The sequence below is a fragment of the uncultured Sphingomonas sp. genome (assembly GCF_964244265.1).
In the GTDB taxonomy this organism is placed as follows: domain Bacteria; phylum Pseudomonadota; class Alphaproteobacteria; order Sphingomonadales; family Sphingomonadaceae; genus Sphingomonas.
In genome coordinates this window covers 1-21,964 of the sequence record NZ_CAXTHV010000035.1, presented here as the reverse complement: position 1 = coordinate 21,964, position 21,964 = coordinate 1, and the positions used below count along the sequence as shown (strand labels likewise).

Sequence of the window (21,964 nt, the reverse complement as noted above, 5' to 3'; positions counted from 1 at the left end):
ACATGAGGAAATGAACATGACCGAGACCGAGACCGAGACCGAGCAGACGGAATCCTATCCGCCGCTGAAGGTGGTGCGCGAGATACCGATGCCCTCGTCGATCAGTCCGGTGGCGCAAGCCGTGCTGGGGTATCTGGCGGCCAATCCCATGTCGTCCACTCCGCCGGCGCTGGACGACATCGCCGGCTGGGAAGCCATGCGGCAAAAGAGCGACGCGATGATGATGGAAATGGTGTTCGCCGGACAGGATCCGGCGGCCTTCCCCAGCCGTCTGCTCGGCGGCGTCACCGTCTATGACGTCGAGCCCGAGGATTTCGATGCGGCCAGCCCGCTGATCTGCCTCTATATACATGGTGGCGGCCTGACGTGCGGCGGCGGCCCGCTCACGCCGCTGATGGGACGGCTGGGAGCGAACGATACGGGGCTGCGCACGATCAGCGTCGATTACCGGATGCCGCCGCACCATCCCTATCCCGCGCCGCTCGACGATTGCTTGGGCGCCTATCGCGGGTTGCTCGAGACCACCGCGCCTGAGAACATCGTCGTCGCCGGCGGGTCGGCGGGGAGCAATCTCGCCGCCGCGCTGGTGCTGCGCGGCCGCGACGAGGGCCTGCCGCTGCCGCGCGGCCTTGTCCTGCTGACGCCGGAGATCGACCTGACCGAATCCGGCGACAGCTTCGAGACGAACATGGGCATCGACGCCATGCTCACCCAGCGGCTGACGTCCGCCAACCTTCTCTACGCGAACGGCCACGATTTGGCCGATCCATACCTCTCGCCGCTGTTCGGCGACTTCTCCAAGGGCTGGCCGCCGACCTTCCTGCAGGCGGGAACGCGCGACCTGTTCCTCTCGAACGCGGTCCGCTTCCACCGGGCGCTGCGCACCCTCGGCCTGCCGGCCGAACTTCATGTGTTCGAGGGTATGCCGCACGGCGGCTTCGGCGGCATCACCCCGGAAGACGAGGAAATCCGCCTGGAGGTCCGGCGCTTCGTGGCCGGCCTCTGATCGCGGGACGGCTGACGGATGGTGTCCGCTCCTGAACGGATCGCCGACGGGATCGGCCTACCCGAAGGCCCGGTCTGGTGCGACGACGGCACGCTCGTCGTCACCGCCGTGGCGGAAGGCGCGCTCTATCGCATCTGGCCGGGGGAGGGGCGCAAGGCGAAGATCGCCGACACCGCCGGCGGCCCCAACGCCGCCGCGCCGGCCGACGACGGCGGCTTCGTCGTCACCCAGAATGGCGGGATCGACTTCGGCCAGGTGCCGCTGCCGCCGGAAGAGATCCGCTTCCCGCCGCCGGAACGTCCGTCCGGGTTCGTCCCGGGAGGGTTGCAGCGCGTGGCGGCGGACGGAACCGTCACCCGTCTCCTGAGCGACATGCAGGCGTCGAACGATCTGGTGGTCGGACCCGACGGCACGATCTATTTCACCGATCCGCCGCGCTTTCCCGTGCCGCCCGGCGCGCGGCTGGCGCGCGTGATGGCGCGCGCGCCGGATGGAAATGTGCGCCTGATCGCGGACGATCTCGTCTATGTGAACGGCATCGTGCGCGAGCCCGACGGCAACCTCGTCGTCACCGAGGGCGACGGGCTGATGCGGATCGGCCTCGACGGCTGTCGCGAGTGGATCTGCGAGGATGCCTCCGGGTCCGACCACACCGACGGTATGGCGCTCGACCGCGATGGCCGCATCTATATGGCGGGCGTGCTGGGGCATGGCGTCCGCGTCATGGAGGATGGCGGGCAGGTGGATTTCCTGCCGCTGCCCGGAAAGGGCGTGTCGACCAATTGCTGCTTCGGCGGTCCGGACGATCGCTGGCTGTTCGTCACCGAGGGCTGGCCGGGTACGGTGTGGGTATGGCATGACCTGCCGACCCCGGGCCTGCCGCTGTTCAAATGGCCGGCGCCGCGCGAGTAGGCGCGTACGATCATCATTCAACCTCGGCATTTGCCGGGCAGATAGTTGAGGAGAATATATCATGAGCGTCTGGGATTTCACCGGCAAGCGCGTCATCATCAGCGGCTGCTTCTCGGGCATGGGCGAGGCCGCCGCGCGCGAGCTGGTGCGGCTCGGCGGCGAGGTCCACGGCTTCGATTTCAGGCGCTCGGAGGTCCCGATGGCGTCGTTCACCGAGGTCGACCTGCGCGATCCCGCGTCGATCGACGCGGCGGTCGCCAAGATCGGCGGCCCGGTGGACGCGCTGTTCAACTGCTCCGGCCTGGCGCCCGGCTTCCCGCCGCTCGATCTGATGAAGGTCAATTTCATCGGCCTGCGTCACCTCACCGAGGCGGTCCTGCCGCTGATGAAGGAGGGCGGCGCGATCACCTCGATCGCCTCCAACGGCGGCCTGGGCTGGACGCAGCGCATCCCGCTGCTGATGGAGTTCATCGCCCAGCCCGATTACGCCAGCGCCGTCGCCTGGAGCGAGGCGCATCCCGATATCGTGCTCGAGGGCTACGGCTTCTCCAAGGAGGTGGTGATCGCCTGGACGCTGCTGCGCTGCTACGATTTGATCAAGCGCGGCATCCGCATCAATTGCACGCTGCCCGGGCCGACCCAGACCCCGATGATGGACGATATCGAGAAGGTCACGCCGGCCTCGGTGCTCGAGGCCGCCGCCCAGCCGAGCGGCCGGCGCTCGCTGCCCGTCGAGCAGGCCTATCCGCTGATCTTCCTCGGCAGCGACGCCGCGAGCTATATCAGCGGGCTGGCGCTCAATGTCGATCTGGGCTTCCTGGGCTCGGTGATGACCGGGCAGATCGACATGCGCGCGATGATGGGCGGGATGGAGCAGGGCGCGGCCGCCTGAGCTGAGCCCCGATGCCGCTCCTTTCGCTCGACCAGCTCACCGTCGTCGGGGTCTCGCCGGCCGAGCTGGTCGATATCGCCGCCGACGCCGGCTATGACGCGATCAGCGCGTTCACCAGCAGTACCGATTCCGCCGGCGCATACCGGCTGGCAAAGGGTGACGATCGGACCGAGGCGATGATCGCCCGCCTGCGCGAGCGCGGCATCACCGTCAGCAATCTCGAAGGCCTGGTGGTCAAGCCGCGCATGGATTGGGACGATTATGCCCGCCTGATCGATCTCGGCGGCCGGATCGGCGCGCGATGCGGCGCCACGGTGATCCTCGACAAGGATAGGGCGCGGGCGACCGACAGCTTCTGCCGACTGGCCGAGATGGCGGCCAATGGCGGGCTCGGGCTGGTGCTCGAATTTTGCCGGCTGACGGAAATCGGCTCGCTCGCCGAGGCGGTGGAGTTCGTCGGCCTGGCGAGCCATCCCGCGGGTGTGCTGGTCGACGTCATGCACCTCATTCTCGGCGGCGAGACGCCCGCCGACATCGCGCGCTACGATCCCGCGCTGATCCTGGCGTCGCAATTATGCGACAGCCCGGCGACGCTGTCCGATGACGACTATATGAGGGACGCCTTCAATCAACGCGAGGTGCCGGGCGACGGCGAACTGCCGGTCGTCGAGTTCCTGAAGGCGCTGCCCGCGCATGCCGTGGTCGGCATCGAGGTGCCGCTGAAGTCGCTAGCGGAACAGGGCATGTCGCATCTCGACCGCGCCCGGCTGCTGCTGGAACGGACCAGGACGCTGCTCACCGAAGCGGGAAGGACCACCGAAGCGGCATAAGGCCGGAAGAAGACCGACCGCCTCAAGCCGGATCGCACGGCACGGCGGCGGTGGCTATTCTTCTTCGAAGATTATCCGTTCCGGACAGGCGCGGGCGCCCTTGCGCGCCGCCTCCTCGTCGCCCGGCGCGACGTCAAAGCCTTCGACGGCTATGTAGCCGACGTCGTCCAACGGATAAAGGTCGCCCGCTACGGCGTTACAGCGGGCATTGCCGACGCATCCGCTCTTTTCGATCCTGATCTTCATGGCCCGGTCCCGTACATGCCGAAACATTCTGAAGCCAGGGGACGATGCCCGAAAGCCATTTCGACGCAAATCGTCCCCGCGTTATTGACGCCGTACAAGGCTCGCATGCTTGAGTCGATCCGACTTGTGGCCAGATGGTTTCGACATCTTTCAAGCGAGGCGGCAGATGGACGACGTGACGACCTTGAGCCCTGCCGTGGCGACGCCGGATCATGTCGCGCCTGAATTCTTCTATGATTTCGATATGTACCGTGATCCCGCTTATGTCGCGGACCCGCACGACAGGCTCCTGGAGCTGCTCCGCGAGGCACCCGAGCTGTTCTGGACGCCGCGCAACGGGGGGCATTGGTTCCTTCTCGGCTATGCCGCCAATTTCCAGGCATCCCGCGATCCCGAACGTTTTTCCAGCAGGTTCTTCAGCCCGGAGCAGCTCGAGGCTTTCATGGCGATGATGCCGCCGGGCATGCCCGATATCCCGCAGCCGGTGCCGATCAACGTCGATCCGCCCGAGCACGGCGAATATCGCGCGCCGCTCCAGGCCGCTTTCTCGCCCAAGACGATGCTCGCGCTGAAGGACGACATCCGCACGCTCGCTGCCGGCCTGATTGATCAGGTCGCGGATCAAGGCCGGTGCGACTTCATCGCGGATATCGCCGAGCCGCTGCCGGTGCAGATCTTCCTCAAGATGATGGGCCTGCCGCTTGATCGCCAGGCCGAGTTTCGCACGATCGTCCAGAAGGTCATGGTGACCAGCCCGGACGACAGCATGGGCCAGATGAACAATGCGCTGGCGGTTAGCGACGCAATGCGCGCCACGATCGAGGCGCGTCGGGAAGACCGCCGCGACGACCTCATCAGCCTGCTCTGGGGCTCGGAGATTGCCGGGCGCGCGGTGACGCTGGAGGACATGTTCAATTATTGCTTTCTGCTGTTCGCCGCCGGGCTGGACACGGTGATCAACGGCATGGGCTTCGGCGTTCGCCACCTCGCGCGAGACCCCGCGCTGCAGGCGGAATTGCGCGCCGCTCCCAAGCTGATTCCCGAAGCCGCCGAGGAATTGCTGCGTCGCTATTCCTTCACGATCCCGGTGCGCCGTGTCGACCGTGACGTCGAGTTCGCCGGCGCCACGCTCCGCAAGAACGATCTGGCGATGCTGTGCCTGCCCGCCGCCAATCTCGACGAGCGGGAATTCGCGAACGCTGCGGCGTTCGACCTGAAGCGCGAGAACAAGGTTCATCTCGCTTTCAACTCCGGTCCGCACCGCTGCCTGGGGTCGCACCTCGCGCGGATCGAGCTTCAGATCGTCTACGAGGAAGTGCTTGCGCGGCTTCCTCAGTTCCGGCTTGATCCCGATGCGTCCGCCCGGTTCCATTGCGGCAACGTCATCGGCATCGAAAATCTGCCGCTTGTCTGGGATCGATGACCTGGCGACACCGTATACCAGCGAGACCATCGCAACCACCTAGCCGGTACGTATACCGCCGGAGTTCCCTGTGATTTCGACATGATTTGCGACCCCTGGAGTCTGATCCACGGTCGTGGAATCGGTGCCGGCCCGCTCCCCCACCCGACCGCCCAATCAGGATGCATTGTGGGCGGTCGGGTGGGGGAACGGGCCGGTACCGCCCTGATTCAGCTTTGCTGAATCACACGCTAGGACGCCAGCGGGAAACCGCCGCCGACCTGCAACGTCGTGCCGGTGACGAAGGAAGCGTCGTCCGAGCACAGGTACAGCATCGCCGAAACGATGTCGGCCACCTCACCCCGGCGGCGCAGCGACTGCATCGCGGCGATGTGCGCCCACATCTCCGGCGGCAGTTCGGCGACGATCGTGTCGGTCGCCATCAGCCCCGGCGCGACCCCGACGACGCGGATATTGTCGGGGCCGAAATCGTTCGCGAGCGTCAGCGTGACGCCACGAATCGCCTGTTTCGAGGCGCCATAGGCGGTCTGGCAGGCATAAGAGGCGGCCGAGGCGAGGTTCAGGATCACGCCGCCGCCGCGCGCCTTCATGGTTGCGTGGCAGGCGAGCGAGCAGGCGATCGTGCCGATCAAATTGACGTCGTACAGCCGCCGGATCGCCGCGAGGCCCATCGTCAGCAGCGGCTGGCTGTAGGCCATCGAATGCAGCCCGGCATTGTTGATCAGGATGTCGATCCCGCCATAGCCATCGATCACCCGCGCCGCCGTTGCGGCGACGGCGGCCTCGTCCGCGACATCGCAGGCGATGGCGATCGCCTCGCCGCCGTCCGCGCGGATCGCGGCCGCGACCGCTTCGGCCGCCGCGAGATCGACGTCGACCTGCGCGACCCGCGCGCCGCGCGCCGCCAGCGCCCGGCCGAATGCTTCGCCAAAGCCGCGTCCGCCGCCAGTGATGAAGGCTGTCTTGCCGTCGAATTTTCCGGTCATCCGACCCTCGCCTTATGAAGCAACATGCTGTGCCGACGATGACCGCCCGTCAATGGCGACAGGCCCGTATCGCGCCGGCTGGCTGTTGCTCGCCTGCCGGACCCATATCGGCTCCAGGCCGCTATCCCAGCGCCTCGAGCTGTTCCGCCAGTTCCAGCCAGCGTATTTCGGCAATATCCTTCTCCGCCCGGGCCGTCGCGATCGCGCTGGTCAGCCGCGCGAAACCCGCTGGATCGCGCGCATAGAGCAACGCATCGGCCAGCGCCGCCTCGTCGCGCGCGATCGCCGCATCGATCTCCTCGATCCGTCGCGGCAGCAAGTCGTAATCGCGCTGATCCTTGTAGCTCAGTTTCGCTGGCTTGGTCGGCGCAACCCGGGCCGGCGCGGCGGCGGCGGGCGCGGCGCGGCGCGGCGCGGCGGGGGGCAGGCGCTTCGCCTGCCAGTCCGCATAGCCGCCGGCGATCACGTCGACCTGCCCGCTGCCGTTGAGGCCCAATGTCACCGTCACCGTGCGGTCAAGGAAGTCGCGATCGTGGCTGACGATCAGCACGGTGCCGTCATAGTCGCCGATCACCTCCTGCAGCAGGTCGAGCGTCTCCAGGTCGAGATCGTTGGTCGGCTCGTCGAGCACCAGCAGGTTGGAGGCGCGGGCGAACTCGCGTGCCAGCAGCAGCCGTGACCGCTCGCCGCCCGACAACGTGCCGACCCGCGCATCGATCATGTTGGGATCGAACAGGAACTCCTTGAGATAGCCGTGGACGTGCTTGCGCGTGCCGAGAACGTCGATCCACTCGCCGCCATCGGCCAGCACGTCGCGCACGCGCTTGTCGGGGGCCATCAGGCTGCGCTGCTGGTCGATGATCACGCCGTCCAGCGTTTTCGCCAGCCGCACCTCGCCGCTGTCGGGGGTGATCTCGCCGGTCAGCAGCTTGAGCAACGTCGTCTTGCCCGCGCCGTTGCGGCCGACGATCCCGATTCGGTCGCCGCGCCGGACACGTAGCGAAAAATCGCGGACGATCACGCGGTCGCCATAACTCTTGGTCACGTGTTCGGCGTCGATCACCGTCTTGGTGCGGGAATCGTCGGCACCGATCGCCAGGTTTGCCGTCCCTTGCGGCCCCAGCATCATTGCGCGTTCGGCGCGCATTTCCTTCAGCTTGGCCAGCCGTCCCTGGTTGCGCCGGCGCCGTCCGGTGACGCCGCGCAGCAGCCAATGCTCTTCCAGCTTCAGCCGCGCATCGAGCCGCTCGGCGGCGCGCTGTTCTTCCGCATGGACCTGCTCGGTCCATGCCTCGAACCCCCCGAACCCGATCTCCGCGCGCCGCAGCGCGCCGCGATCCAGCCACAAGGTCTGGCGGGTCAGCCGGGTCAGAAAGGTGCGGTCATGGCTGATGACGATGAACGCGCCGGTGAAGCGGTTGAGCCAGCTTTCCAGCCACTCGATCGCGGCGATATCGAGATGGTTGGTCGGCTCGTCGAGCAGCAGCACGTCCGGACCCTGCGCCAGCGCGCGGACGATTGCCGCCCGCCGCCGCTCGCCGCCCGACGCGGTCGCCGCGTCGCGCGACAGGTCGATGTCGAGCTGACCCGCAATCGCCTCCGCCTCGTGGCGCACCGGCGCGTCGTTGCCCGACAGCACATAGTCGGCGAGCGTCGCATGCCCCGACAGATCGGGGTCCTGTTCCAGATAGACGACGTTGGTCCCCGGCACGATCGTCCGTCGCCCGATATCGGCGTCGATTCGTCCCGCGATCAGCTTGAGCAAGGTGGACTTGCCCGCGCCGTTGCGGCCGATCAGCGCCAGCCGATCGCGCTGGCCGATGAAGATGTCGATCCCGCGAAACAGCCAGCCATCGCCCTGGACCAGGCCGAGTTCTTCATAGGACAGGATCGGCGCGGCCATGGGCGGCGTATCTAGGGTACGGGCCCACGAATTGCGAGGTCGGGATGGCCGATCCCGGGCCGGCGTTGTCCGGGCACCCCGGTTCGTCGGAACGCGTTCACAGGCTGTTCAAGGCGGCCCGCTTATGCGACGCCCATGTCGATGATCGCGTTGCTTTCCCTGGTCCTGTCGATCGCCGCGCCCGTGGCGGACCCGCCGTGCGGCCAGCGCGGCGACCAGCAGCGCGCGTTCGACGCGATGCGTGCCGGCAAGGTCCTGCCCCTGCCTGAGATCGAGCGCAGGGTAGTCCCGACCATGAAGGGCGCGCAGTATCTCGGCCCGGAAATCGATCCGGAGAGCGGGATTTACACGCTGAAATTCCTGCGCAATGGAACCGTCATCTGGGTGCGGGTCGATGGCCGGTCGGGCCAGATCATCGACCGAACCGGCTATTGACCGCGCCATCGGCGCGACCGCGAAGGGGATTGCGATGCGTGTTCTGATCGTCGAGGACGAGCCCAATCTGGGTCAGCAGCTGAAGAATACGCTGGAAGGCGCCGGCTATGCAATCGATCTCGCCACCGATGGCGAGGAGGGGCATTTCCTCGGCTCGACCGAAAGCTATGACGCGATCGTGCTCGATCTCGGGCTGCCCGAGATCGACGGGCTGACCGTGCTCGACCGCTGGCGCAAGGAGGGCAAGGTGACCCCGGTGCTGGTGCTGACCGCGCGCGACAGCTGGTCGGACAAGGTCGCCGGGCTTGATGCCGGCGCCGACGATTATGTCGCCAAGCCGTTCCAGAGCGAGGAACTGATCGCCCGCCTGCGCGCTCTGATCCGTCGCGCCTCGGGCAATGCTTCCAGCGAGCTGATCGCCGGCGACGTCAGGCTCGATACGCGGTCGGGCAAGGTCACGCTGGCCGGCGATCCGGTCAAGATGACCGCGCAGGAATATAAGCTGTTGAGCTATTTGCTCCACCACAAGGGCAAGATCGTCAGCCGCACCGAGCTGATCGAGCATATCTACGACCAGGATTTTGATAGAGATTCCAATACCATAGAGGTGTTTGTCACGCGCATTCGCAAGAAGCTGGGGCAGGACGTGATCACCACGATCCGCGGGCTGGGCTATAGCCTCGACGATCCCGAAAAGCTGCCGGCGGGATGACCCGTACCGCTTCCCTGCGCGACGGCGGCGACGCGTGACGATGGACGCCGCGGCCGCCCTGCCGGCGCGCGCCGAGATGCCGGCGGAAGCGGCGGCGCCCGGTGCGCCGCCCGCCGCATCGCCGCCCGCGCGGGAAGCCTTTCCGGCACGGCCGGTGACCCGGACCTCGGGGTCGCTCAGCCGGCGGATGATCCTGATCGCGGCGACCTGGATCACGTTGCTGCTCACCGGCGGGGGGCTGGCGCTCGACAGCGTGCTCAGCGTTGCGGTCACGCGCAATTTCGACGAGCAGCTGGAATATGTGATGTTCTCGCTGCTGACCTCGGCCGAGATCGGGCCCGATGGCGAGGTGATCCTCAACCGCGAACCCGCCGACCAGCGCTTCCTCGAGCCCTATTCGGGCCTCTATTGGCAGATCAGCGCGCCCGGCAAGGAGGATTTTCCGTCGCGGTCGCTGTGGGACCGGCGGCTCGCGTTCGGCGTCCGCCATGACAAGCTCGACGTCCATGTCTATGACAGCAGCCAGTTCAGCGGCGAGAAGCTTCGCGTCATGGAGCGCGACGTGCGGCTGCCCATGTCGAAGGTGCGCTGGCGATTCCAGGTGGCGCAGAGCCGTGACGGCCTGGATGCGCAGATCAGGGTGCTGCGGCGAACGCTCTTCCGCAGTTTCCTGCTGCTCGCGATCGGGCTGATCGCGATGGCGGCGCTGCAGACGTGGTACGGCCTGCGCCCGCTGACGAAACTGCGTCACGAGATCGCGCGGATGCGTGCCGGGCGGTCCAGCGCGGTGGCGGGAACCATGCCCGCCGAGGTCGCGCCGATGGTCGAGGAGCTCAACGCGCTGATCGACCATAATGACCGCCAGGCCGAGGAGGCGCGGCGCCACGCCGGCAATCTGGCGCATGCGCTCAAGACCCCGCTGACGGTGATCATGAACGCGGCGACCGCCGGTGCCGACGACCTCGCCGAGACCGTCGTGCGCGAGGCGCGGACGATGCGGCGCCAGGTCGACCATCACCTGGCGCGCGCGCGGGCGGTCGGCCGGCGCGGGTCGGCGCATAGCCGCGCCGACGTCTGGGCCAGCCTCGAATCGGTCGAGCGCGCGGTCTCGCGGCTCTATCGCCACGTCCGCATCGACACCGACGGCCCCAAGGGGCTGCACGTGCATGTCGAGCGCCAGGACCTGGACGAGATGCTCGGCAACCTCATCGAGAATGCCGCGAAATATGGCGGCGGCTCGGTGTTCATCACCGTCGCGGCGCAGGCGGGCTTTGTCGAGTTCCAGATCGAGGATGACGGCGGCGGGATCCCCGAGGAGGATCGGATGCGGATCTTCGATCGCGGCGTGCGGCTCGACACCGGCAAGCCGGGAACCGGGCTTGGCCTGGCGATCGTGCGCGACGTCGCCGAAATCTATGAGGGCACGGTCAGCCTGGAGGAGAGCGAGGATCTGGGTGGGCTGCTGGCGCGACTGAGGCTGCCGGCGGCGACGTGACCGGCCTGTCGGAACGGACCGGCGGAGCGCTGATCGCGGCGCTGTTGACCGCCTTGTTGCTGTACGCCGCGATCGTCGGGCTCGGGATCAGCCCGCTCAGGGCGGTGACGGACCAGCTCGCCACGTTCGATGTCCTGCCGCCGCCGCCGCCGGCCCGCGAGAAGATCGCGCCCCGCCCCAGGGCCAGCACGCGCAAGGAAGGCGCCGCCGCCCCGCCCAACCTGAAGGCGCGGGCAACCGAGATCGTCGCTCCCCCGCCGCCGCTGCCGCCGGTCGAGCCGCCGGTGACGGTCGCCGCCACGGTCGCGGGCACCGGCGCCCAGGCGATCCAGGGCAATGCCGACATCCGCGGTCCCGGCACCGGCGCGGGCGGCGCGGGCACCGGTACGGGCAGCGGCGGGGAGGGGGACGGCGACGGTGACGGCGGCGACGGCATGCCCCCGCGCCGGGTGGGCGGGCGCATCACCAATGGCGATTATCCGCGCGCCGCCAGGGAAGCGGGCGAGGAGGGGACGGTCGGCGTCCGCTTCCTGGTGTGGACCGATGGCCGCGTGACCGACTGCGACATCACGCGATCGAGCGGCTATCGCGACCTGGACGCCGCGACGTGTCGGCTGATCATCGAACGCTATCGCTTCCGTCCCGCGCTCGATGCGCGCGGGGCCCCCGTGCCGTCCTATGTCGTCCAGAACGAGACGTGGGAGACGCGCTGACCTCGCCGCCGGCGCCATATCGCCGGCGCTATGCCGCCACCGCTATGCCGCCAGTGCCACGTCGCGCATCGCCGCCGCCGTGATCGCCACGCTGCGCTTGCGGGCGTCCAGATCGTGGATCGCGCTGACCACCATCACCTCGTCGACCCGCGTCCGCTCGACAAAGGCGGCGATGCCGCGCGCGACCGTCGCCGGCGACCCGATCGCCGAACAGCGCAGGACCTGGTCGAGGATCGCGCGGCCTTGCGCGCCCAGGCTTTCGGCATAGCCCGCGACCGGCGGCGGCAATTGGCGCGGGCGCCCGGTGCGCAGCGCGACGAACGATTGCTGCTGCGAACTCGCCAGATAGGCCGCCTCGGCATCGGTGTCGGCGGCGTACACGTTGAACCCGGCCATCGCATAGGGCCGGTCGAGCTGCGCCGACGGGCGGAAATCGCGACGATAGATCGCCAGCGCCTCGTCGAGAGCGTCGGGCGCGAAATGCGAGGCAAAGGCATAGGGCAGGCCGAGCGCCGCGGCGAGCTGCGCGCCGAACAGGCTCGACCCCAGGATCCACAGCGGCACGTCGGCACCCGCGCCCGGGGTCGCGCGGATGCCGGTCTGCCCGTCATCGGCGAAATAGCTTTGCAGCTCCATCACGTCGCGCGGAAAGGCGTTGGCGTCGCTGTCGAGCGTGCGGCGAATGGCGTGCGCGACGCGCTGGTCGCTGCCCGGCGCGCGGCCCAGCCCCAGGTCGATCCGCCCCGGGAACAGCGCATCCAGCGTCCCGAACTGCTCGGCGATCACCAGCGGCGCATGGTTGGGCAGCATGATGCCGCCCGCCCCCACGCGGATGCGGGTGGTCGCGGCGGCGACATGGCCGATGACGATTGCGGTCGCCGCGCTGGCGATCCCGGCCATGCCGTGATGCTCGGCGACCCAGTAACGGGCATAGCCGCTCGCCTCGGCATGGCGGGCGAGATCGGCGGCATTGGCCAGCGCATCGGCAACGGTGCCGCCTTCGACGACGGGGACCAGATCTAACAGGGATAAGGCGGTCATGCTGCCCAACATGGGAAGCGATGCCGCCACCTGCAAATGCGTTGCGCGCGACGGGTCAGAATCCTTTTGGAAACTCGCGAAAGAGTGAGTTTCGGCACCGCAAAACGCGCCCTCAGCGCGTTTCAAACAGTCTCTCAGAAGCTCAGCTTGTACCGCAATGCAACGCCGAAATCGTCGGACAGGGCGGCGAAGTTGCCGGGATCGCGGCGCCAGAACAGATTGGTCTGGAGATCGCCCGAGCCCAGGGGCCGCGAATAGGCGGTCTCGATGTCGAGCTCCCGCCCGCGCGGCGCGAGATTGAGCCGCTGGCTGGTCCAGGCCGACGGCCCGTTCAGCGCATAGCTCCATTCGGTCGGCAGGATCAGGTCGAGCCCGCCCGTCGCCACGCGCAGCGGCTGGGCGATGCGCAGCCCGAACCGGTCGTCGCGCGTCACGATGCCGGTCTTGCCGATATCGGCGGCAAAGGCGGAGGTGCGGATGACGCCGCCACCATCGACCCCGTCGCGAAGCTGTACGACGCTGCGGCCCTGGCGCAGCGATCCGCCGAGCGTCCAGCCGCCGCCGGCATCCAGCCGCGCGGTCAGGTCGCCCGACCAGGTCGTCGCGCGCGGGCGGCCCAGACTGCCGTCGAGCCTGGCGCCGAGCAGCGTGTCGCTTTCGACCAGCCGGCTGACCCCCAGCCAGAGGCCGAGCGGGCCGAACCGGCGGTCCAGCGTCACCGCCGCCCGGTCATAGCCCGAGCGCCGGTAGCGATCGGCCAGCGCCGGCAGCAGCTCGCGGTCGCCGCGCGCCAGGACGTCGCCATTCTCGATCGCCATCGTCGCGCCCCAGCGCCCGATCTGCTCGCGGACCGCCACCGATCCGCGCGCCGCGCTGTCGAAACCGATCGCGGCGACCGGGTCGCGCGCGACCAGGAAGGCGGGATCGCCGCGCCCGGCGAGGCGGGCGGTCAGCCCCGCGCCGCCTTCGGCAAAGCCGATCGCGAAGCTGGCGCGGCTGCCCAGCCGCTGGGTGATCGACCCGGCGATCGCACGCGACCGTTCGGCGTCGGCGCGGCTTAGCCGCAATCCGGTGGGCGTGGCGATGCCGATTGGCGCCACGGTCATCGCGACGCTGGTCGATCCGCGATCGAAGGCGATGGCGCGCGTCTGCCCGGTCAGCGTCGCGGCCAGCGTCCGCTGCGGGCCGGCGCGATTGATCGTCCGCGCGAGATCGATCGCATAGGCCCGGTCGAAACCGTCCAGGACGATCGCGCCGATCGGCCCGGTGCTGGCGTCGCCCATCGGCGCCGACAGCGATCCGTTGACCACCAGCGACACGGGGGCGCCGGTCGCCGCGACGATCGCGCCGGCCGGCGCGAAGGCGGCGGTCAGATCGAGCACCCCACGGCCATAGATTTCGTCGATCCCCGTAGCACCGGCGTCGCGCGCGCTGGTCAACAGGATCTGGACGATCTGCGCGCCCGACAGATTGGGGAAGGCCTGGGCCAGCAGCGCCGCCGCGCCGGCGATCTGCGGCGCCGAAAAGGACGTGCCCGACCACAGGCAGACCTGGGTATCGTTGCACGGCGCGCGGACGCGTTCGCCGACCGCCGCCAGGTAGAATTGCTCCGGCGTGCCGGTGCCCGCGCGATTGCTGAACGTCGATATGACGTCCGCGCCGGGGGATCGGCTGTCATTGGCCCCCACCGATCCGGCGATGATCACCAGCCCGCGCGCGGCAAAGCTGTTGACGACGCCGGCAGGGAAGGGGTCGGGAATGGTGCCTTCGGGCTTGGCGCCGCTGTTGCCCGCCGAAATGACGATGACCACGCCCTTCGCGGTAGCGCGGTTGATCGCGGCGATCAGCGACTGACTGGGGGGATCGCCGCCCAGCGACAGGTTGATCACCCGCGCGCCGGCGTTGCTGGCCAGGTCGACGCCCTTGGCGATGTTGTTGTCGTCGAAACTGCAGCCCGGATTGTCGCCGGTGGTGACGGAACAGCTGCCCGGCGTGTCGCTGCGCGCCATGACGATCGTCGCGTCGAACGCGATGCCCTGCGTTCCCTGGCCGTTGCGCAAGCCCGCCAGCGTGAACGCCACCGCGGTGCCGTGGCCCGCCTCGTCGTCATAGGTCGAGCCGCCGGCGACATTGGCCGACGCGGCGTCGACCCGGCCGGTGAACTGGTCGCTGGCAATGTCCAGGCCCGTATCGACGATGCCGACCTTGATCCCGGCGCCGGTCGCGCCGCGCACATAGGCGGCCAGCGCATTGGCCGACACCGCGCCGATGGTGGCGCGGTATTCCGTGGTGTCGAACGACGATGGCGTCGGGGACGGGGTAGGTGTAGGTGTTGGAGTTGGAGTTGGAGTGGGTGTAGGCGTGGGTGTCGGGGTGGGCGTAGGTGTCGGGGTGGGCAGCGTGGCGGTGCCCCCGCCGCCGCCCCCGCCGCAGGCGGCGGTCAGCAGCAGCCCGGCACCCGCCGCCGTCTGCATCAGGCGACCCCGAAACGCGATCATCGTCAAACGACCCTTTGCCTGGCGAAACCGCGCCTGCCGATCCGGCCACGCTACTCGCCGATACCCGCCTTGCCCGGGTGCGCCGGTGCGCCTAGAGCCACCAACCGCATGCTCGCGAGTCTGTCCCCGATCCGCAACTGGATCTTCGATCTCGACAACACGCTCTACCCGGCGCGCGCCAACCTGTTCGCGCAGATCGACGCCCGCATGACGGAGTATATCGCCCGGCGCCTGAATGTCGATGAGGAAGAAGCGTATAGCGTTCAGAAAGCATATTTTTTCGGGCATGGCACGACGCTGAACGGGTTGATGGCGGAGCATGATGTCGACCCCGACGACTTTCTGGCGTTTGTCCACGACGTTGAGATGGACGTGCTGGAGGACAATGCCCCGCTGGCCGCGACGATCGCGCGGCTGCCGGGGCGCAAGATCGTGTTCACCAATGGCGATGCCCGCTATGCCGGGCGCGTGCTCGACCGGCTCGGGCTGGGCGCCACGTTCGAGGCGGTCCATGACATCCATGCGATGGGGCTGGTGCCCAAGCCCGATCCCGCCTGCTATCGCGGTATCTGCGCCGCGTTCGCGATCGATCCGGCGGCCAGCCTGTTCGTCGACGACATGGCGCGCAACCTGGCGCCGGCAAAGGCGATCGGGATGACCACCGTATGGGTCGACAACGGATCGGAACAGGCGAGCTACGCCGCCCGCGACTTCATCGATTTCACCACCGATGACATCACCCTCTGGCTCAATCAGGTCCTGGAGCCCGCATGAACGATCCGCAGCAAGTCATTGATACTGTATGGGAAGACCGCGCGGCGATCAACCCCGCGACGGGCGGCGCCGTCCGCGATGCCGTCGAGGCGGCGCTGGCGGCGCTCGATGCGGGCGAGGCGCGCGTCGCCGAGCCCGACGGCGCGGGCGGCTGGCGCGTCAACCAATGGCTGAAGAAGGCGGTCCTGCTGTCGTTCCGGCTGTATGACAATGCGCTGGTCGACGGCGGCGCGGCGGGAGCGCCGGCTTTCGACAAGGTGCCGGCCAAATTCACCGGCTGGGACGATGCGCGTTTTCGTAACGGGGGCTTTCGTGTCGTTCCCGGCGCGGTGGTACGGCGCGGCGCCTTTATCGGCCGCAACGCGGTGCTGATGCCCAGCTTCGTCAACATCGGCGCGCATGTCGGCGAGGGGACGATGGTCGATACCTGGGCGACGGTGGGCAGCTGCGCGCAGATCGGCGCGGGGGTGCACCTTTCGGGCGGCGCGGGCATCGGCGGCGTGCTCGAACCGCTCCAGGCCGATCCGGTGATCATCGGCGACGGCGCCTTCATCGGCGCGCGGTCCGAGGTGGCGGAGGGGGTCCGCGTCGGCGAAGGCGCGGTGCTGTCGATGGGTGTCTATCTCGGCGCGTCGACCAAAATCGTCGATCGCGCGACCGGCGAGGTCCTGCGCGGCGAGGTTCCGCCGTACGCCGTGGTCGTGCCCGGCAATATGGGCGGCGGCGACGGCAGGCCCGCGCTCTATTGCGCGGTGATCGTCAAGCGCGTCGATGCCCGGACGCGATCGAAGACCAGCATCAACGACCTGCTGAGGGACTGACGATGTCGCCTTTCCTGCTCGCTTTGTTCCTCGCGCCCCAGGCCTATTCGGCGACCGCCCCGCTCGCGCCGATCCCGACCGTCGCGGCCGAGATAGTCCGCGAATATCCGCACGACCCCCAGGCCTATACCGAGGGGCTCTTCTACCTCGACGGCTATCTCTATGAGAGCACCGGCGAGGTCGGGCGGTCGTCGATCCGCAAGGTCGACCTGACGACGGGCAAGGTGCTCCGCGCCACGATCGTCCCGCCGCCTTATTACGGCGAGGGCATCGCGGCCTGGGGCAACGAGATCGTCAGCCTGACCTGGAAGGACGGCGTGGCGTTCCGCTGGAGTCTTGGGGCGTTCAGGCGGCTCGGCCGGTTCCGCTATCCCGGGGAGGGCTGGGCACTGACCAGCGACGGCGACAGCCTGATCCTTTCGGACGGTACGGCGACCTTGCGTTTCCTGGATCCGGCGACGTTTAAAGTGCGTCGACGGCTCATTGTCACCGCAAATGGACGCACGGTGCCGATGCTCAACGAGGTGGAATATCTGGACGGCGAAATCCTAGCCAACCTCTGGCTCACCGACCGCATCGCGCGGATCGATCCTGCCAATGGTCATGTCACCGGCTGGATCGACGTCTCGGCGCTGCACGCGCGCGCCGGCAACACCGCCGAGAACGATGTGGCCAACGGTATTGCCTGGGACAAGGCAAAGCGGCGGCTGTTCGTCACCGGCAAGAACTGGCCGTACCTGTTCGAGATTCGCCTGCCGCCGCGGGCGCCGGTCTCGACACGGTAATCATTGCCGCCTATCCGCGCGGCACATCAAGGAGATTGTCCGACATGACCGACGCCAGCAACATACTCGACCGCGTTCTCGTGCTCGAGATGGTGCGCGTGACCGAGGCGGCGGCGATCGCCGCATCCACGCTGGTCGGGCGCGGCGACGAGAAGGCCGCGGACGCCGCCGCTGTCGAGGCGATGCGCGAGGCGCTGAACGACCTCTACATGGACGGCACCGTCGTGATTGGCGAGGGTGAGCGCGACGAGGCGCCGATGCTGTTCATCGGCGAGAAGGTCGGCTCGGCGATCGGGAGGGGGCCGAAGATCGACATCGCCCTCGATCCGCTCGAAGGCACGACGATCTGCGCGACCGCGGGTCCCAACAGCCTGGCGGTGCTGGCCATCGCCGAGGAGGGCGGACTGCTCAACGCGCCCGATGTCTATATGGACAAGATCGCTGTCGGGCCGGGCTATCCCGACAACATCATCGACCTTGACAAGTCGCCGACCGAGAATGTCCGGGCGGTCGCCGCGGCCAAGGGCGTCGAGCCGTCAGAGATCATCGCCTGCGTCCTCAACCGCCCGCGCCACGAGGCGCTGATCGCAGAGCTGCGCGCCCTGGGTTGCGGCATCATGCTGATCGGCGACGGCGACGTCGCCGGGGTGATCGCTACGACCAACCCCGACACCACGGTGGACATCTACCTGGGCTCGGGCGGCGCTCCCGAGGGCGTGTTGGCGGCGGCCGCGCTGCGCTGCGTCGGCGGCCAGTTCAAGGGTCGGCTGTTGTTCCGCAACGACGATGAAAGGGCACGCGCGGCCAAATGGGGCGTGACCGACCTCGACAAGCAATATGACCTGATCGAGCTGGCCAAGGGCGACTGCATCTTCGCCGCGACCGGGGTCACCGACGGTTCGCTGCTCGAAGGTGTCAAGCGGATGCCGGGCAAGATGACTACCGAGAGCGTCGTGATGCGCGCCAGCTCCGGCACGGTACGCTGGGTAAAGGGCGAGCATCGCCTCGACTGACGTGGCGGCGACGTTGCTCCCGCTCGTTCTACTGCTGGTCACGATCGGGCTGCTCGGCTGGTTCGCCCGGCGCGACATTGCCGAATATCTCTATTTCACAGGATTGATCGATTCGGTCGACCGGCGACATCGTTATGCCGGGTGGATCGCCAAGCAATTGCTGTTCTTCGCGTTGCCCGCGCTGGTCGGTTTGGCGCTGCTCGGGCGGCTGCGCGCGCTGACGGTCGTGCCTGTGGAGTTTGTCGGCGCGGCGGCGCTCCTCCCGGCATTCGGCGCAAGTGGCGATGACGGCTGGCTGCTGGCAGTACTGATAGGCGCGGTCGGCGGCGGCTCGATTGCCGCACTTGCGATATGGCTGGTCGGGCGCTGGCGAGGTGGCGTACGCGGGCCGACGTTCCAGATCGCCGACACTGGCAGCCTGATGCCGCGTAACCGTGCCGAACTCGGGCTCGGCGCGCTATTGTCGGTCTCCGCAGGCGTTACCGAGGAATTGATGTTCCGGCTGTTCCTGCCGTTGCTGCTGGGCCTGGTGACCGGCAGCATCGCCGTCGCTTTCATCGTGCCGATCGCACTCTTCGGCGCGATGCATCGCTATCAGGGGTGGGTGGGGATCGCCGCGACGACGATCGTGGGCTCGGTGATGACCGGGCTGTATCTCGCCAGCGGATCGCTGGCGACGGTGATGATCCTCCACGTCGTCATCGATCTCAACGGGCTGGTGCTTCGGCCGGCGCTGAACGGCGCATGGCGGGTAGCGCCGAGCGATTGACGCTGGTCCTGCGGCCCGTCACGATGCCGACGAACGAGGGAGACGGGCATGGGCATGCAATTGTTGGCCGGATTGGCGCTAGCGACACTGACGGTATCGGGTGCCACGATCGCTCGGCCGCAGACCGCCAGCCCCGCGCCCGTCGATCCGATCGCGGCTACATTCAGCTTCACCAAAGTAATGGTGCCGATGCGCGACGGCGCCAAGCTGGAGACAGTCATCATCGCGCCAAAAGGTGACATCGCAAAGTTGCCCATTCTTTTCCAGCGTACCCCTTATGGCGTGCCGCAGACGCTGCCCGCGACAATCCCTGCCAACTGGAAGCCGCTGATCGCCGACGGCTATATTTTCGTGTTCCAGTCGATGCGCGGGCGCTTCGGCTCGGATGGCGTTTTCACGCTGTCGACCAGCGTCAAGACGGTGCCGAACGAGGCTAGCGACGCCTATGATTCGATCGACTGGCTGGTGAAGAACGTCCCTGGCAATTCGGGTAAGGTCGGCATGTGGGGCGTGTCCTATCCCGGCTTTGCCGCCGCCGTCGCGCTGGTCAGGCCGCACCGTGCGCTGAAGGCGGTCAGCCCCCAGGCGGCGTGGATCGACTATTGGATGTCGGACGACCTCCACCGCAATGGCGCGCTCCGCCTTAGCTATGCGACCGACTGGCTGTACCAGCTGCAAAACGAAAAGGCAGCCAACAAGCCGTTCGATTATGATCGCATGACGGACACTTACGACTGGTTCCTCAAAGTCGGTCCGGTAACGGATATCGACACCAAATACTTCAAGGGTAGCGTGCCGATGTTCACGGCCTTGCTCGATCACCCCAATCACGACGCCTTCTACACCGACCAGGACTGGACGCGCTCGCTGGGCAGGACGACCGTGCCGACGCTCAACGTCGCAGGCTTCTGGGACCAGGAAGATCCCTGGGGCTCGTGGAAAATCTACGAAAAGCAGAAGCAGAACGACCCCGACAACCTGGCGCAGATCGTCGCCGGTCCTTGGCGCCACGGCGGGTGGCAGTCTAAGGCCGACATGCTGGGGCCGATCCCGCTAGGTACCGAAAGCGGCACCGAGTTCCAGACGCAGATCCAGGCACCGTTCTTCGCCTATTGGCTGCACGACAAGGGCACGAAGCCCAATTTCACCGCTAGGATGTTCGAATCGGGGTCGAACAGGTGGAAAACCTATGCCTCGTGGCCCCCCGCGGGGGCCAAGGCCACTGCCTTGTATCTGCGCGCCGATGGCAGCCTGTCGTTCACAGCGCCTGCGCCCGGCGAGGGGTGCCGCGACTATCTCAGCGATCCGGCACGTCCAGTGCCGTTCCGCAAGCGACCGATGAGTCGCACCTACGGCACGCCGGACTGGGGTTGGTGGGAGAGCGACGACCAGCGGTTCGTCGACGACCGGCCCGACGTGCTGAGCTACGTCTCCGCCCCGCTGACCGCCGACTTGACCGTGACCGGGGCAATCGCCGCCAGGCTAATGGCCTCGACGAGCGGCACCGACAGCGATTTCGTGGTCAAGCTGATCGATGTCCTGCCCGACGATTATGTATCGACCGAAGGTAAGAGATGGGAGGTCGGCGATTATGCGAAGACTCTCAACGGCTATGAATGGCCGATCGCGATGGATGTCCGCCGCGGTCGTTTCCTGGCTGGCGACACCAACCCGCAGCCGCTAGTGCCGGGCAAGGTCGTCGTCTGGGACGTGCCGCTGCGCGACCATGACCATGTGTTCAAGAAGGGCCACCGGATCATGGTCCAGATCCAGTCGAGCTGGTTCCCGGTGATAGATCGTAACCCGCAGAGCTACATGGCCAACCCGTATCGGGCCAAGCCGATCGATTTTGTCAAGGCGACGCAAAAGGTATGCGCCGGATCGCGGATAACGCTGCCGGTGATGTAATACAATCGACAGGAGAGGGTATGAAGCGGGTCTTGGGAGTGATGCCGGCGGCCTTAGTGGCGCAGGTGGCGGGCAGGGGGCTGACCAGTTTCCCTGATATACCCAAGGCCGAACCGTTTACCGAAACGGTGTTCGGCGTGTCGGTCGACGACCCCTTATCGGTGGTTTGAAAAGGCCGATCGCCGTGCCGATTTCGAGAAATGGGTCAACGCCTCCAGCCTGCATACTACCACCGAACTTACGGCACTTCCGGGACGCGAAGCCCTGTTCAAGGAGCTGGACGTGGCCAGCCGCTCGAGCGACGCGGTCTACAGCGTGCAGGAAGCGGGCGGCCGGCTGTTCTACGAAAAACTGAGCAGCGACAAGAACGTGCCAGTCCTGATGGTGCGCGAGGGCGGCAAGGATCGCCTGCTGCTCGATCCGATGGCCGGCACCGACGGCAAGACGCCGCGCACGATCTTCAGCTATTCGGTCGCGGGCAAGGGGGTGCCTCTGGGGCTGGCCAACGACACGCTGCCCGCGGCCCGGGCGCGTACCGTCGTCGAGGAAACCGCGATCAGCGCCGATGGCACCAAGGTGCCGCTGACCATCGTGTATTCGGGCGCGCGTGCCGGACCGGCGCCTACGGTGATCGATGCCTATGGCAGCTACGGCGTGTCGGGTACGCCCTTCTATTCGACCAGCTGAACGATCTGGAACCGGCTTGGCGACGTCTACGTTTATTGTCACATTCGCGGCGGCGGCGAACTGGGCTAGGGCCGAGACTCATATCCACCAAGTGACGATTGCGGCGAGGCTGATG

General features: G+C 67.4%; 21 protein-coding genes and 1 pseudogene. 17 read left to right on the top strand and 5 right to left on the bottom strand.

Features of this window, described 5'->3' with window-relative positions:
* Window positions 1–16: 16 nt before the first annotated feature.
* The 4 genes from ACFE7K_RS13445 to ACFE7K_RS13430 all read left to right on the top strand — a co-directional run bounded on the left by ACFE7K_RS13445 (window position 17) and on the right by ACFE7K_RS13430 (window position 3,640).
* Window positions 17–1,006, top strand: coding sequence for an alpha/beta hydrolase (locus tag ACFE7K_RS13445; protein ID WP_375398707.1), 990 nt, complete (start codon window positions 17–19; stop codon window positions 1,004–1,006).
* Between the two features lie 18 nt (window positions 1,007–1,024).
* Window positions 1,025–1,918, top strand: coding sequence for an SMP-30/gluconolactonase/LRE family protein (locus ACFE7K_RS13440; protein ID WP_375398706.1), 894 nt, complete (start codon window positions 1,025–1,027; stop codon window positions 1,916–1,918).
* A gap of 61 nt (window positions 1,919–1,979) precedes the next feature.
* Entirely contained in the window at window positions 1,980–2,810 is an 831-nt protein-coding gene (locus ACFE7K_RS13435) for a coniferyl-alcohol dehydrogenase (RefSeq protein ID WP_375398705.1), read from the top strand.
* Window positions 2,811–2,821: 11 nt separating this feature from the next.
* A complete protein-coding gene (locus tag ACFE7K_RS13430) occupies window positions 2,822–3,640 on the top strand; it encodes a sugar phosphate isomerase/epimerase family protein (protein ID WP_375398704.1) in 819 nt (272 codons plus the stop codon).
* Window positions 3,641–3,694: 54 nt separating this feature from the next.
* Here ACFE7K_RS13430 and ACFE7K_RS13425 read toward each other — a convergent pair whose 3' ends face one another.
* Entirely contained in the window at window positions 3,695–3,886 is a 192-nt protein-coding gene (locus ACFE7K_RS13425; RefSeq protein ID WP_375398703.1) for a ferredoxin, read from the bottom strand.
* Window positions 3,887–4,052: 166 nt separating this feature from the next.
* On the opposite strand from ACFE7K_RS13425, the gene ACFE7K_RS13420 reads away from it, so the two are divergent.
* Window positions 4,053–5,309, top strand: a complete 1,257-nt coding sequence (locus ACFE7K_RS13420) for a cytochrome P450 (RefSeq protein ID WP_375398702.1) — start codon at window positions 4,053–4,055, stop codon at window positions 5,307–5,309.
* A 230-nt stretch (window positions 5,310–5,539) separates the two neighbouring features.
* Here the strand turns inward: ACFE7K_RS13420 and ACFE7K_RS13415 are convergent, their stop codons facing one another.
* Together ACFE7K_RS13415 and ACFE7K_RS13410 are read right to left on the bottom strand one after the other, a co-directional pair.
* Window positions 5,540–6,295, bottom strand: coding sequence for an SDR family NAD(P)-dependent oxidoreductase (locus ACFE7K_RS13415; protein ID WP_375398701.1), 756 nt, complete (start codon window positions 6,293–6,295; stop codon window positions 5,540–5,542).
* A 121-nt stretch (window positions 6,296–6,416) separates the two neighbouring features.
* On the bottom strand, window positions 6,417–8,198 hold the full coding sequence (locus tag ACFE7K_RS13410; RefSeq protein WP_375398700.1) for an ABC-F family ATP-binding cassette domain-containing protein: 1,782 nt from the start codon (window positions 8,196–8,198) through the stop codon (window positions 6,417–6,419).
* Window positions 8,199–8,333: 135 nt separating this feature from the next.
* On the opposite strand from ACFE7K_RS13410, the gene ACFE7K_RS13405 reads away from it, so the two are divergent.
* The 4 genes from ACFE7K_RS13405 to ACFE7K_RS13390 all read left to right on the top strand — a co-directional run bounded on the left by ACFE7K_RS13405 (window position 8,334) and on the right by ACFE7K_RS13390 (window position 11,553).
* Window positions 8,334–8,633 carry a hypothetical protein gene (locus ACFE7K_RS13405; protein WP_375398699.1) on the top strand — a complete coding sequence of 100 codons (300 nt, stop codon included), beginning with the start codon at window positions 8,334–8,336 and terminating at the stop codon, window positions 8,631–8,633.
* A gap of 34 nt (window positions 8,634–8,667) precedes the next feature.
* Window positions 8,668–9,345 (top strand): response regulator transcription factor, encoded by a 678-nt coding sequence (locus tag ACFE7K_RS13400; protein WP_375398698.1) that lies wholly within the window; start codon window positions 8,668–8,670, stop codon window positions 9,343–9,345.
* A 76-nt stretch (window positions 9,346–9,421) separates the two neighbouring features.
* Complete coding sequence (locus tag ACFE7K_RS13395; protein ID WP_375398712.1) at window positions 9,422–10,840, top strand: sensor histidine kinase; 1,419 nt, start codon at window positions 9,422–9,424, stop codon at window positions 10,838–10,840.
* Window positions 10,837–11,553 (top strand): energy transducer TonB, encoded by a 717-nt coding sequence (locus ACFE7K_RS13390; RefSeq protein ID WP_375398697.1) that lies wholly within the window; start codon window positions 10,837–10,839, stop codon window positions 11,551–11,553. The genes ACFE7K_RS13395 and ACFE7K_RS13390 overlap by 4 nt, the downstream gene beginning before the upstream one ends.
* A gap of 42 nt (window positions 11,554–11,595) precedes the next feature.
* Here the strand turns inward: ACFE7K_RS13390 and ACFE7K_RS13385 are convergent, their stop codons facing one another.
* Complete coding sequence (locus tag ACFE7K_RS13385) at window positions 11,596–12,594, bottom strand: LLM class flavin-dependent oxidoreductase (protein ID WP_375398696.1); 999 nt, start codon at window positions 12,592–12,594, stop codon at window positions 11,596–11,598.
* A gap of 134 nt (window positions 12,595–12,728) precedes the next feature.
* On the bottom strand, window positions 12,729–15,092 hold the full coding sequence (locus tag ACFE7K_RS13380) for a S8 family peptidase (protein ID WP_375398695.1): 2,364 nt from the start codon (window positions 15,090–15,092) through the stop codon (window positions 12,729–12,731).
* Window positions 15,093–15,200: 108 nt separating this feature from the next.
* Between ACFE7K_RS13380 and ACFE7K_RS13375 the strand changes: the two genes are divergently transcribed.
* The 8 genes and pseudogenes from ACFE7K_RS13375 to ACFE7K_RS13340 all read left to right on the top strand — a co-directional run.
* Window positions 15,201–15,866: a pyrimidine 5'-nucleotidase gene (locus tag ACFE7K_RS13375; protein ID WP_375398694.1), complete on the top strand. Its 666-nt coding sequence runs from the start codon at window positions 15,201–15,203 to the stop codon at window positions 15,864–15,866.
* The gene (gene dapD / locus ACFE7K_RS13370; RefSeq protein ID WP_375398693.1) at window positions 15,863–16,687 is read left to right on the top strand and encodes a 2,3,4,5-tetrahydropyridine-2,6-dicarboxylate N-succinyltransferase; all 825 of its coding nucleotides are present in this window, start codon (window positions 15,863–15,865) and stop codon (window positions 16,685–16,687) included. The genes ACFE7K_RS13375 and dapD overlap by 4 nt, the downstream gene beginning before the upstream one ends.
* A 2-nt stretch (window positions 16,688–16,689) precedes the next feature.
* Complete coding sequence (locus ACFE7K_RS13365) at window positions 16,690–17,472, top strand: glutaminyl-peptide cyclotransferase (RefSeq protein ID WP_375398692.1); 783 nt, start codon at window positions 16,690–16,692, stop codon at window positions 17,470–17,472.
* A gap of 44 nt (window positions 17,473–17,516) precedes the next feature.
* Entirely contained in the window at window positions 17,517–18,485 is a 969-nt protein-coding gene (gene glpX, locus ACFE7K_RS13360) for a class II fructose-bisphosphatase (RefSeq protein WP_375398691.1), read from the top strand.
* 13 nt (window positions 18,486–18,498) lie between these two features.
* Entirely contained in the window at window positions 18,499–19,254 is a 756-nt protein-coding gene (locus ACFE7K_RS13355) for a CPBP family intramembrane glutamic endopeptidase (RefSeq protein WP_375398690.1), read from the top strand.
* Window positions 19,255–19,302: 48 nt separating this feature from the next.
* The gene (locus ACFE7K_RS13350) at window positions 19,303–21,162 is read left to right on the top strand and encodes a CocE/NonD family hydrolase (RefSeq protein ID WP_375398689.1); all 1,860 of its coding nucleotides are present in this window, start codon (window positions 19,303–19,305) and stop codon (window positions 21,160–21,162) included.
* Window positions 21,163–21,182: 20 nt separating this feature from the next.
* Entirely contained in the window at window positions 21,183–21,332 is a 150-nt protein-coding gene (locus ACFE7K_RS13345; protein ID WP_375398688.1) for a hypothetical protein, read from the top strand.
* A 43-nt stretch (window positions 21,333–21,375) separates the two neighbouring features.
* A pseudogene (locus ACFE7K_RS13340) lies at window positions 21,376–21,849 on the top strand (hypothetical protein); the annotation flags it as partial.
* Window positions 21,850–21,964 lie beyond the last annotated feature (115 nt).

Bases quoted from the DNA above. Each gene is read 5' to 3' on its own strand.
- glpX (WP_375398691.1), top strand. From the start codon at position 17,517: ATGACCGACGCCAGCAACATACTCGACCGCGTTCTCGTGCTCGAGATG.
- ACFE7K_RS13430 (WP_375398704.1), top strand. From the start codon at position 2,822: ATGCCGCTCCTTTCGCTCGACCAGCTCACCGTCGTCGGGGTCTCGCCG.
- ACFE7K_RS13440 (WP_375398706.1), top strand. From the start codon at position 1,025: ATGGTGTCCGCTCCTGAACGGATCGCCGACGGGATCGGCCTACCCGAA.
- ACFE7K_RS13400 (WP_375398698.1), top strand. From the start codon at position 8,668: ATGCGTGTTCTGATCGTCGAGGACGAGCCCAATCTGGGTCAGCAGCTG.
- ACFE7K_RS13425 (WP_375398703.1), bottom strand. From the start codon at position 3,886: ATGAAGATCAGGATCGAAAAGAGCGGATGCGTCGGCAATGCCCGCTGT.
- ACFE7K_RS13375 (WP_375398694.1), top strand. From the start codon at position 15,201: ATGCTCGCGAGTCTGTCCCCGATCCGCAACTGGATCTTCGATCTCGAC.
- ACFE7K_RS13380 (WP_375398695.1), bottom strand. From the start codon at position 15,092: ATGATCGCGTTTCGGGGTCGCCTGATGCAGACGGCGGCGGGTGCCGGG.
- ACFE7K_RS13385 (WP_375398696.1), bottom strand. From the start codon at position 12,594: ATGACCGCCTTATCCCTGTTAGATCTGGTCCCCGTCGTCGAAGGCGGC.
- ACFE7K_RS13435 (WP_375398705.1), top strand. From the start codon at position 1,980: ATGAGCGTCTGGGATTTCACCGGCAAGCGCGTCATCATCAGCGGCTGC.
- ACFE7K_RS13445 (WP_375398707.1), top strand. From the start codon at position 17: ATGACCGAGACCGAGACCGAGACCGAGCAGACGGAATCCTATCCGCCG.
- ACFE7K_RS13365 (WP_375398692.1), top strand. From the start codon at position 16,690: ATGTCGCCTTTCCTGCTCGCTTTGTTCCTCGCGCCCCAGGCCTATTCG.
- ACFE7K_RS13345 (WP_375398688.1), top strand. From the start codon at position 21,183: ATGAAGCGGGTCTTGGGAGTGATGCCGGCGGCCTTAGTGGCGCAGGTG.
- ACFE7K_RS13410 (WP_375398700.1), bottom strand. From the start codon at position 8,198: ATGGCCGCGCCGATCCTGTCCTATGAAGAACTCGGCCTGGTCCAGGGC.
- ACFE7K_RS13395 (WP_375398712.1), top strand. From the start codon at position 9,422: ATGCCGGCGGAAGCGGCGGCGCCCGGTGCGCCGCCCGCCGCATCGCCG.
- ACFE7K_RS13405 (WP_375398699.1), top strand. From the start codon at position 8,334: ATGTCGATGATCGCGTTGCTTTCCCTGGTCCTGTCGATCGCCGCGCCC.
- ACFE7K_RS13415 (WP_375398701.1), bottom strand. From the start codon at position 6,295: ATGACCGGAAAATTCGACGGCAAGACAGCCTTCATCACTGGCGGCGGA.
- ACFE7K_RS13420 (WP_375398702.1), top strand. From the start codon at position 4,053: ATGGACGACGTGACGACCTTGAGCCCTGCCGTGGCGACGCCGGATCAT.
- ACFE7K_RS13350 (WP_375398689.1), top strand. From the start codon at position 19,303: ATGGGCATGCAATTGTTGGCCGGATTGGCGCTAGCGACACTGACGGTA.
- dapD (WP_375398693.1), top strand. From the start codon at position 15,863: ATGAACGATCCGCAGCAAGTCATTGATACTGTATGGGAAGACCGCGCG.